This window comes from Palleronia pontilimi (assembly GCF_016412875.1).
GTDB classification, from domain to species: Bacteria; Pseudomonadota; Alphaproteobacteria; order Rhodobacterales; family Rhodobacteraceae; genus Palleronia; species Palleronia pontilimi.
The window spans coordinates 77,801-88,254 of sequence record NZ_JAEKPD010000007.1 but is presented as its reverse complement, the minus strand read 5'-3'; the positions used below and the strand labels follow the sequence as shown (position 1 = coordinate 88,254).

The 10,454-nt window shown below is 67.5% G+C and carries 11 protein-coding genes; 3 read left to right on the top strand and 8 right to left on the bottom strand.

The genetic code is table 11. The annotated features are described in order from the left end of the window. Position 1: 1 nt before the first annotated feature. The 5 genes from ILP92_RS07585 to ILP92_RS07565 form a co-directional block, all read right to left on the bottom strand. Positions 2–622: an extensin-like domain-containing protein gene (locus ILP92_RS07585; RefSeq protein ID WP_198915780.1), complete on the bottom strand. Its 621-nt coding sequence runs from the start codon at positions 620–622 to the stop codon at positions 2–4. Continuing rightward, complete coding sequence (locus tag ILP92_RS07580; protein ID WP_198915779.1) at positions 619–1,533, bottom strand: prephenate/arogenate dehydrogenase family protein; 915 nt, start codon at positions 1,531–1,533, stop codon at positions 619–621. The genes ILP92_RS07585 and ILP92_RS07580 overlap by 4 nt, the downstream gene beginning before the upstream one ends. Next, on the bottom strand, positions 1,530–2,618 hold the full coding sequence (gene hisC / locus ILP92_RS07575) for a histidinol-phosphate transaminase (RefSeq protein ID WP_198915778.1): 1,089 nt from the start codon (positions 2,616–2,618) through the stop codon (positions 1,530–1,532). The genes ILP92_RS07580 and hisC overlap by 4 nt, the downstream gene beginning before the upstream one ends. Positions 2,619–2,797: 179 nt before the next feature. Next, positions 2,798–3,418: a 30S ribosomal protein S4 gene (gene rpsD, locus ILP92_RS07570; RefSeq protein ID WP_198915777.1), complete on the bottom strand. Its 621-nt coding sequence runs from the start codon at positions 3,416–3,418 to the stop codon at positions 2,798–2,800. A gap of 136 nt (positions 3,419–3,554) precedes the next feature. Then, a complete protein-coding gene (locus tag ILP92_RS07565) occupies positions 3,555–4,562 on the bottom strand; it encodes a Hint domain-containing protein (protein WP_368667854.1) in 1,008 nt (335 codons plus the stop codon). Between the two features lie 256 nt (positions 4,563–4,818). On the opposite strand from ILP92_RS07565, the gene panC reads away from it, so the two are divergent. Together panC and panB are read left to right on the top strand one after the other, a co-directional pair. Continuing rightward, a complete protein-coding gene (gene panC / locus ILP92_RS07560) occupies positions 4,819–5,649 on the top strand; it encodes a pantoate--beta-alanine ligase (protein ID WP_198915776.1) in 831 nt (276 codons plus the stop codon). 9 nt (positions 5,650–5,658) lie between these two features. Beyond that, the gene (gene panB, locus ILP92_RS07555) at positions 5,659–6,492 is read left to right on the top strand and encodes a 3-methyl-2-oxobutanoate hydroxymethyltransferase (RefSeq protein WP_198915775.1); all 834 of its coding nucleotides are present in this window, start codon (positions 5,659–5,661) and stop codon (positions 6,490–6,492) included. A gap of 102 nt (positions 6,493–6,594) precedes the next feature. Here panB and ILP92_RS07550 read toward each other — a convergent pair whose 3' ends face one another. Then, positions 6,595–8,241, bottom strand: coding sequence for an alpha-glucosidase (locus tag ILP92_RS07550; protein WP_198915774.1), 1,647 nt, complete (start codon positions 8,239–8,241; stop codon positions 6,595–6,597). A gap of 108 nt (positions 8,242–8,349) precedes the next feature. Continuing rightward, the gene (locus ILP92_RS07545) at positions 8,350–8,547 is read right to left on the bottom strand and encodes a CsbD family protein (protein ID WP_198915773.1); all 198 of its coding nucleotides are present in this window, start codon (positions 8,545–8,547) and stop codon (positions 8,350–8,352) included. Between the two features lie 178 nt (positions 8,548–8,725). Here ILP92_RS07545 and ILP92_RS07540 point away from each other — a divergent pair, with 178 nt between their 5' ends. Then, positions 8,726–9,442, top strand: coding sequence for a hypothetical protein (locus ILP92_RS07540; RefSeq protein WP_198915772.1), 717 nt, complete (start codon positions 8,726–8,728; stop codon positions 9,440–9,442). Here the strand turns inward: ILP92_RS07540 and ILP92_RS07535 are convergent. Next, positions 9,418–10,404, bottom strand: coding sequence for a 2-hydroxyacid dehydrogenase (locus ILP92_RS07535; protein WP_198915771.1), 987 nt, complete (start codon positions 10,402–10,404; stop codon positions 9,418–9,420). The two genes, ILP92_RS07540 and ILP92_RS07535, sit on opposite strands and share 25 nt — an antisense overlap. Positions 10,405–10,454 lie beyond the last annotated feature (50 nt).

The following is a 10,454-nucleotide window of genomic DNA, read 5'->3' as shown; positions in this document are numbered from 1 at the left end:
TTCAGCGGCAATAGGGCCCCGAGCGGTAGCTGGCCGTGTCGAAATGGAAGTGATCGCGGTGGAAGCGGTCGGATTTCGGGCCCAGCACGGTGCCGAACGGGCCGCAGGCCCCGCCGTGCAGCTTGCGCAGAAGCCGCCCGCGCCGGAGCGTCGACCAATGGTCGAGCACGGTGATCGTCTCGCCGTCCTTCAGCGAGATGGCCGAGATGTCGATGGCGCGGCCCTTGCCATGCTCGGACACTTTCGCGCCGCTCTGGTTGTTGCGGGTGCGGCAGGCGTAATGCGCGGCCACGCGCAGTCCCGACAGGCCGCCGCCGCGCCTGCCCACGGCGGGTTTCGCCACGCCGTCGACCCATTGGCGCAGGCTGCGGGCCGCCGAGCAATCCAGCATCGCCGATTGCGACAGCACCACGCCCGACACGCTGCTGACCCGCACCGGGTCGTCGATGCCGCAGACCCCCGCATCGTCGATCGGCGGCAGCACTTCGCCGCGGATCGCCGGGTCGCCGCAAAGCGCCATGCCGGGCAGATCGGCCACGTTCTTGCGGCTGACCATGTCGGTGACGCGGCCGCACGAGGTCAGCGCCAGCGCCACGGCCAACAGCAAGGCCACCGCCCTCATGGCTTCGGCCCCCGCCCGAAATCGGGCGCGCCGGTGTCCTGTCCGGCCTCGACGATGCCGCGGCGGATGGCGCGGGTGCGGGTGAAGTAGTCGTGCAGCATGTCCCCGTCTCCGGTTCGGATGGCGCGTTGAAGGGCAAAGAGTTCTTCGGTGAACCGGCCCAGGATTTCCAGCGTCGCATCCTTGTTGTTCAGGAACACGTCACGCCACATCACCGGGTCGCTGGCCGCGATGCGGGTGAAGTCGCGGAAACCGGCGGCGGAATACTTGATGACCTCGCTGTCGGTGACGCGGCTCAGGTCGTCGGCCACGCCCACCATGGTATAGGCGATCAGGTGCGGCGAATGGCTGGTCACGGCGAGCACCAGGTCGTGGTGGTCGGCATCCATCACGTCCACATGGGCGCCCATGCCGCGCCAGAGCGTCGCCAGCCGCTCCAGCGGCTCGGCCTCGACGCCCTCGTCGATGAGCAGCGTGTAGCGGCCGTCGAAGAGCTCGGCGAAGCCCGCGTCCGGGCCGGATTGCTCGGTGCCCGCCAGCGGGTGGCCCGGAATGAAGATCACGCCGTCGGGGATATGCGGCGCCACCGCGTCGATCACCGCGCGCTTGACCGAGCCCACGTCGGTGACCGTGGCGCCCGCCTGCAGGTGCGGCCCGATCTCGGCCGCGACGCTGGCCATGGCGCCCACCGGCACGGCCAGCACCACCAGGTCGGCGCCCGCCACGGCGTCGGCCGCGGTGTCGAAGACCTGGTCGCAGAGGCCCCGCGCCAGAGCGATGTCGCGGGTTTCTCCCGACCGCGCGGTGCCGACGATTTCTCCCGCGAGACCCGCGCGCTTCATCGCCAGCGCCATCGAGCCCGCGATCAGGCCCAGCCCGATCAGCGCCACCCGGTCGTAGAGTTGGCTCACCCGTCCTGGCCCTTGAACTGGGCGATGGAATGGACGACCCGGCGGCACGACGCCTCGTCGCCGACGGTGATGCGCAGGCAATTGGGCAGCTTGTAGCCCGCCACCCGGCGCACCAGCAGGCCTTCGGCGCGCAGGTGGTCTTCGCAGGCGTTGGCCTCGGCCTCGTTGTCGAAACGCGCCAGCACGAAATTCGCCGTGGACGTGTCGGACATGACGCCCAGCTCGGCCAGCGCCTTGGCCAGCCACGTCCGCATCCGCGAGTTCTCGGCGCGGCTGCGCTCGACGAATTCGCGGTCGCGCACGGCGGCTTCGGCGGCGGCAAGCTGCGGCTCGCCCACGTTAAAGGGGCCGCGCACCCGGTTGAGCACGTCGATCACGTGGGCGGGGGCGTAGGCCCAGCCGACGCGCAACCCGCCCAGCCCGTAGATCTTGGAAAAGGTGCGCGTCATCACGACGTTCTCGCGCTTGTCCACCAGCTTGGCGCCGCCATCGTAGCCTTCGACATATTCGGCATAGGCGCCGTCGAGCACCAGCAGCACGTGGTCGGGCAGCTCGGCGGCCAGACGGCCCAGCTCGTTGTTGCCCAGCATCGTGCCGGTGGGATTGGCGGGGTTGGCCACGAAGACCAGCCGCGTGCGGAAGCTGACGGCGTCGAGGATCGCGTCCACGTCGACCTTGCGCTCGTGCTCGCGCACCTCGACGGGCGTCGCGCCCGAGGCCAGCGCGCTGATGCGGTACATGGCGAAGCCGTGCTCGGTGTGGATCACCTCGGTGCCCGGACCGGTATAGGCCTGGCAGATCATCGAGATGATCTCGTCGCTGCCCGCGCCGCAGATCAGCCGCTCGGGGTCGAGCTTGTGGACCTCGCCGATGGCCTGGCGCAGGCTGGCGTGGTCGCTGGACGGGTAGCGGTGCAGCAGGTGGGCGGTGCGGCGCAGGGCCTCGCGCGCGGATTCGGGCGGGCCCAGGGGGTTTTCGTTGGACGACAGCTTCACCACGTCGGACACGCCTTCGACGTGGCTTGCGCCGCCCTGGTAAGGGCTGATTTCAAGGATGCCCGCCTTGGGCTCTATCGCGTGTGACATGGGCTGCTTTCCTCTTTCCTGCGCCTTCTAACGTCCCACCTCGCACCTGACCAGCCGCATGTGGCCGCGACCGCGTTTTTGACGCGGTCGGGCACGGGGTATAGAGGGCGCGGAATCGCCCACGAAAAAGGCCGCCCGAAGCGGGGCGGCCTGATCCGAAACTGCACTGGCGCTGCGCCCTAGTTCTGGGCGTAGTATTCGATGACCAGGTTCGGCTCCATCTGCACCGGGTAGGGCACGTCGCCCAGGCCCGGCACGCGGGTGAAGGTGGCGGTCATCTTCGAGTGATCGACATCCAGGTAGTCGGGCACGTCCCGCTCGGGCAGGCCCGCGGCTTCCAGCACGATGGCCAGTTGCTTGGACTTCTGGCGCACCTCGATCACGTCGCCTTCCTTCACGCGGTAGGACGGGATGTTGACGCGCTGGCCGTTCACCGTGACGTGTCCGTGGTTCACGAACTGGCGGGCGGCGAAGATGGTGGGCACGAACTTGGCGCGATAGACCACGGCATCCAGGCGCTTTTCCAGCAGGCCGATCAGGTTCTCGCCGGTATCGCCGCGCACCCGCTCGGCTTCGGCGAAGATGCGGCGGAACTGCTTTTCGGTCAGGTCGCCGTAATAGCCCTTAAGCTTTTGCTTGGCGCGCAGCTGGATGCCGAAATCCGACATCTTGCCCTTGCGGCGCTGGCCGTGCTGGCCGGGACCGTATTCGCGGCGGTTGACGGGCGACTTGGGGCGACCCCAGATGTTTTCGCCCATGCGGCGGTCGAGCTTGTACTTGGCAGACGTGCGTTTGGTCACGGCTGATCTCCTTTTGGTCGTGTCAAAAGGGCGTTGTCCTTTGCCGCGGGCCTTGCGATCCCCGGCCGACAGGCTGTCCCTTGCGGGGGCCGCCAACACCAATGAAGCGCGCCTTATACGGGGGTGCCGCGCGGTGTCAACCGGCCAGGCGCTGCTCGCTCAGAAGGATCGCCGCCTCGGCGCCGCTAAGCCTGCGCCGCGCGCTGTCGCCGTAAAGGCCGGGCCGCTGGGTCAGGCCGGGCACGACACGCTCCAGCGCCTCCGCCTGCTGCGCGTCCAGCTCGTCCAGGCCGGCATGGGCGGGGTGGAAGCTTTCGCTGGCCACGCCGTTGGCCCAGACGACCTGGTGGCGGGGCAGCAGGACGTGGAAATAGTCGACCGACCGCGCCCCATGGTCGACCGTGATCGAGCGGTCGTTTAGCAGGTCCTTGGCCTCGACCAGCACTTCGGGGGTGCGAAACAGGGCGTCCGCCAGTTTGCCCCGCAGCAGCAGCCGGTGGCGGGGCGACACCAGAAGATCGCCGCGCGGATCGCGGCCGCCCAAGCCACCGCTGCGGATGCGGACCGGGCGCAATTGCGGATCGGCGGCCAGGCGCGCGCCCGACAGGTGGCGTCGGCCGATCCACTGGACCTGTTGCGGGCCGTCGTCGCGGGTAGAAAGCCGGTCGCCCGGCATCAGGTCCTCGACCGCGACATAGCCACCGGGGGTCCGCAGCCGGGTGCCGCGCACGAAGCAGATGACGCTGTCGCTGCGCGCCACCAGCCGGGCGCGCCGGTTGCGCGGCGGTGTGACGACCCAGAGCTCGCGGTCGCGGGGCGGGACCGCATCGGTGAACATCAGCAGCGGGCGGGCGGCGCGGGCCGTGTCGATCAGCGCGACGCGGAACCGTCGCGTGCCATCGGTAACCGTGAAGTCGCGCTCGATGCGGGCATCGCCGTCGTCGCAGGGCGACTGCCGAGCGAGATCGACACTTGCGCGCCGCAGCACGCGATGCGCAGCGCGCGATGCCCTTTGCCGCAGATCGTCGCTTCCTTCGGCCCCGGTGAGGACCAGAATATCGTTCGAACCGTCAATACACACCGCCTCGCCGGTCCAGGACCAGCCGATTCCGGCCGAGAGCGCTTCCACCGGAAGCCCCGCCACGCCGTCAATTTCCGTCTGAGACCATGCGATGACGAACGTCTTCGACGCTTTCACCACTATGAAGCCTGCCCAAATCTTGTTTTTATTGAGTGTTTTCTAGCATATTCGTGGCGCAACTTCATCCTGCCCGGATAACGTGGCGGCAGGGCTGTGGCGCCCCCGTCACAATCGCCGTCAGGTTGCAACGCCGTTTCGCGTTGGAAGCCATTGGAAAATCATCTAAATCGCCGAGGACAGGCCAAGCCGGAGCGCGCCCATGAAGATCTGTCGCACCAAGCAGGAGTTGCGCACGGCCCGTGCGGCGCTGGACGGCACGGTGGGATTGGTGCCGACCATGGGGGCCCTGCATGACGGGCATCTGAGCCTCGTGCGCCGGTCGCTGTCCGAGACGGATCACACCGTGGCCACCATCTTCGTGAACCCGTCGCAGTTCGGGCCCAACGAAGACCTCGCCACCTATCCCCGCACCGCCGAGCGGGACCTTGGCCTGCTCGAAGCCGAAGGTATCGCCGCGGTCTTCATGCCCAGCGCCGACGAGATGTACGACGAGACTGCCCAGACCATCGTCGAGACGACGCACCTGGCGCGCATCCTGATCGGCCGCATCCGGCCGGGCCATTTCCGCGGCGTGGCGACGGTGGTGACGAAGCTGCTGAACCTGGCCCAGCCCGACGCCGCGTTCTTCGGGCAGAAGGACTACCAGCAACTGTGCGTCATCCGCACCATGGTGCGCGACCTGGACGTGCCGGTGCGCATCGTCGGCGTGCCCACCATGCGCGAGGCGGATGGCTTGGCCATGTCGTCGCGCAACGTGCGCCTGACGCCCGAACACCGCGCCGCCGCCCCTGCCCTGAACGACGCGCTGAACGCGGCGCAGGGCCATGTGGGCGTGTCGGTGGGCAAGATGCGCAAGCTGGTGCGCGACCGGCTGCAGCGCGCCGAGGGCGCCGATATCGCGTCCATCGACATCCGCGACGCCGAAACGCTCGCCCCCGTCACGGGCACGCCGGACCAGCCCGTGGTCATCCTGCTGGCCGTGCGTTTCGGCGATGTGCTACTGATCGACAACCGCGTGATACAGCCCTGAGGACCGTCCATGAGCACCGAAGCCCCGAAGCCCGTCCGCCGCATGACGGCGCCCCAGATCGCCGCGCGCAAGGGGGGCGATCCCATCGTGTCGCTGACCTCGTACCACGCGCACACGGCGGCGATCGTGGACAAGTACGCCGATTTCATCCTGGTGGGCGACAGCTTGGGCATGGTGATGCACGGGATGGAGACGACCGTGGGCGTGCCCATGGAACTGATGATCATGCATGGCCGCGCGGTGGTGCGGGGCACGCAACGCGCGCTGATCGTGGTGGACATGCCCTTCGGCAGCTACGAGGAAAGCCCGAACATGGCCTTCCGCAACGCGGCCACCATCATGAAGGAAACCCAGTGCGGCGCGGTGAAGCTCGAAGGCGGCACGCGCATGGCCGAGACGATCCATTTCCTGACCCAGCGCGGCATCCCGGTGATGGCCCATATCGGCCTCACCCCGCAAAGCAGCCACACGCTGGGCGGCTTCAAGACCCAAGGCCGCGACGAGGACAGCTGGCCGCTGCACATCGAGGACGCGCAGGCGGTGGCCGAGGCGGGCGCCTTCGCGGTGGTCGTGGAAGGCGTGGTCGAGCCGCTGGCCGACAAGATCACCGCGGCCGTGGATATCCCCACCATCGGCATCGGCGCATCGGCGAACTGCGACGGGCAGATCCTGGTGCTCGAAGACATGCTGGGCCTGAACGCGCGTCCACCGAAATTCGTGAAGGTTTACGGCAACCTGGCCGCCGAGATCGAGAATTCGGTCAAGGCCTATGCCGCCGAGGTGCGCGACCGCAGCTTCCCCACGGACGACCAGGTTTACAAGACGAAGGCACCGTCGGCCTGACACCGACCGGCCGCTGAATACCCCCGACACGCAGCGCGACCCTTGGGCCGGGCGCCGGATTTTTTGAAAAATCCGGAAACGGACTCTTCTAAGAGTCCGGTCCTAGCCCCGAAGCAGCGCCACGGCCTCCCACGGGGCGAGCCGCACGTCGCCCTGAAGGCCGTGCCGCGTGTCGTGGGTGCAGACCAGCGGCTTTCCGGCGCCGCACATGGCATCGGGCACCGTCAGGCTTTGCGGTTGGCCGGTCAGGTTGACCAGCACCGACAGCCGCTTTTCGCGGTGCCCGCGGGTGAAGGCGAAGACCGCCGGGTGATCTTCCAGATGGGCCTGGAAGCCGCCTTCGACGATCAGCGGATGCGCGCGCCGCAATTGGGTCAGCGCGCGGTAATGCGCGAAAAGCCCGTCCGGATCGGCCCGGTCGCGGGCCACGTTCAGACCCGGGTAATTCGGGTTCGGCGTCATCCACGGCACCCCGTCGGTGAACCCTGCCGATGCACTCGCGTCCCACTGCATGGGCGTCCGGGCATGGTCGCGCCCGTTCAGGTTCACCCCGTCCATGAAGGTCGCGTGATCGAGCCCGGCTGCCATCATGCCGTCGTACTGGCCGTGGACCTCCAGGTCGGCCACGTCCGACAGGCTGGCCGCGTGAAAGTTCGTCATGCCGATCTCTTCGCCCTGGTAGATGAACGGCGTGCCGCGCAGCAGATGCAGCATCGTCGCCAGCGCTTTGGCCGAGGCCACCCGATCCGCGCCGTCGTCGCCGTAGCGCGATACCTGCCGCGGCAGATCGTGGTTCGACAGGAACAGCGCGTCCCAGCCGTCGTCCCGCAGATGCGTCTGCCAGGCGATGATCTCGCGCTTCAGCATGAGCGGCGTGACCTCGCGCGGGCGGAATTTGTGAAACGTGTCGTCCCAGCCCAGCTTCACGTGGTCGAAATGGAACATCATCGCCAGCGGACCGGGCTTGCCGATGTAGTTCCCGACGGTCTCGCGGCTGACCGCCCAGCTTTCGCCAACGGTCAGCAGGTCCCGCCCGGCCAGAACCTGGGCGTGCATCTCGTCCAGCCGGTCCCAGACATGCGGGCCTTCGTCGAAATGCCCGGCATCCACGTCCTTGCCGATCAGGTCGATCACGTCCATCCGGAAGCCCGCGATGCCGCGGTCGATCCACCAGCGCATCATGTCCCAGATCTCGGCGCGCAACGCGGGATTGTCCCAGTTCAGATCGGGCTGGCCGGGGCTGAAAAGGTGCAGGTACCACGCATCCACCGCGCCGACATAAGTCCAGGCGGGCCCGCCGAAGATGGCCTGCCGGTCGGTGGGCGGCAGTCCGCCGGGGCGCCCCTGGCGCCAGACGTAGTAATCATGCTCGGGCGCGTCGCGCGATGCTGCGGCGGCTTGGAACCACGCGTGGTCGCTGGACGAATGGTTGACCACCAGGTCCATGACGATGCCGATCCCGCGGTCCCGCGCTTCGGCCACCAGCCGGTCGAATTCGTCCAGCGTGCCGTATTCGGAATGGATCGCGCGGTAGTCGCTGATGTCGTAGCCGTTGTCGCGCTGGGGCGAGGCATAGACCGGGCTGAGCCAGATGAAGCCCACGCCCAGATCCGCCAGGTGATCCAGCCGCGACACGATGCCGGGGATGTCGCCCACCCCGTCGCCGTCGCTGTCCATGAAACTGCGCGGATAGATCTGGTAGCCGGTCGCGCGCTTCCACCAGGGCAGGTCCGACAAGGTTGCAGTCATCGTCCATCCCTTTGCGACAGGCGTCCCTCGCCTGACCTTGCGACCGGACGGGGCGACGCGCCGCGTGGACCCGTCCCGCCCCGCCCGGTGCGTTTCACCCGGCCGCGATTATTGCTTGGCCATCCACTCGTCGATCTGGCGACGCGCGTCTTCCTTGGTGACCCCGTATTTCTTCTGGATCAGCCCTTCAAGCCGCTCGCGGTCCCCCTTGGCCTCGTCCAGCTCGTCGTGGGTCAACTCTCCCCATTTCTGCTGAACCCGTCCTTTGAATTCCTTCCAGCTTCCTTCGATCTGGTCCCAGTTCATCGATCTTTCCTCCTTTTGCTAAGGGGCCAAAGCATGGCGGCCCCCGAATGTTCCACTGCGCATAATCGGCGACATTTCGCCTAAAAGCATGCTAGGTTTCGGTGGGGACCGGTTTTTGGGGCCGGAATTGAGTGAATGCGAGGGAACGGGTTTGCAATTCAGACATATGGCGAGCGCCTTGAAATTGGTCGAGGCTCAGCTGGTCGCATCCTTGCGAGAACAGGCATCGACGCGCGTTCACGTCAGCCTGGTGCGCGAGGCGTCGAAGCTGAACGACCAGTTGGAGAATTACGTCGCGCAATCCAAAGACGAGTTGTGCGAGATGGTGGCCTTCTTCGTCAATCGCTCGGCCCGCGCACCGAATTCCGAGACCGGACGCCGCGACCTGGAGCGCGCGCTGGACCTGTCGAACGGGATCGCCCGCGACGCGAACCTGCAGCCGAGCGTGCCGCGGCTGGGGCGCGGCGCCTCGTTCGCGGACGTGGCGCGCGGGATCGCCGATCCCCTGGAGCTGTCGCAGCATATCGCCGCCTCGACCGAGCGGTTGGTCGCTGTCAGCGTGACCGACCGGTATCTGGGTGTGAGCGATGCGAATGCGGTCTTCAACCACACGACGCCCGCCCGGATGATTGACCTGCATATCGAACAGGTGATCGGAAAGCGCCGCTATATAGACCGGGCGGGGCCCGCGCTTGAGGCTTGCCTAAGGCATGGCAGCACGGCCTATGTCTATCCCTTCACAGTCGAGACCCAGGGCCAGCGTTTCATCCGCTGCGAAATGCACCCGATCCGCGACCGGACCGACCGCCCCTATTGCACGCTGATGCGGCTGACCGACGTCACGTCGGGGATGCAGCGCGGCGATCCGCTTCAGGAATTGCCGGGAACCACCTGATCGGGCGGGCGGTGGCCGTCGGCGAAGGTCTTGATGTTGATGATGACCTTCTCGCCCATCTCCAGCCGTCCTTCGTGGGTGGCCGAGCCCATATGCGGCAGCAGCACCACATTGGGCTGGGCGCGCAGCTTGGGATTGACCTCGACCCCGTGCTCGAACACGTCGAGCCCCGCGCCCGCGATCGCGCCCGCTTCCACCGCGCGGGCCAGCGCGTTCTCGTCGATGACTTCGCCGCGCGACGTGTTGACGACCACGGCCGACGGTTTCATCAGCGCGATCCGCCGCGCGTTCAGCAGGTGGAAGGTGGCGGGCGTGTGCGGGCAGTTCACCGACAGCACGTCGATCCGGCTGAGCATGTGGTCCAGGCTGTCGTGGTAGGTCGCGCCCAGCGCCTGTTCGATCTGCGGGCGCACCGGGGTGCGGTTGTGGTAGTGGACCTGCATCCCGAAGGCCTGCGCGCGCCGCGCCACGGCCTGGCCGATCCGCCCCATGCCCAGGATCCCCAGCCGCTTGCCGGAAATGCGCCCGCCCAGATGCGCGTTGGGCGCCCATCCCTGCCAGGTGCCGCTTTGCATGACGGCCAGTCCTTCGGGGATGCGGCGCTTGACCGCCAGGATCAGGGCGACGGTCATGTCGGCGGTGTCCTCGGTGGTCGAGCCGGGGGTGTTCGACACCAGGATGCCGCGCTGCCGGGCCGTGGCCACGTCGATATTGTCCACGCCCGCGCCGTATTGCGCGATCAGCTTCAACCGGGTGCCCGCCCGCGCCAGCAAGGCCGCGTCGATGTCGTCGGTGATCGTGGGAACCAGCACGTCGGCACGCCCGACCGCGGCGATCAGCTCGTCGCGCGACATTGGCCGATCCTCGGTCGGAAGCTCGACATCGAAGAGCTCGGCCAGCCGCGTCTCGACCGCCTCGGGCAACCGTCGCGTAACGACAACACTCAACCGCTCAGATCCCATCGATTCCGCCCCTCGCCTTTCTATCTTCCGTCGTTTCGCGCAAACTGACG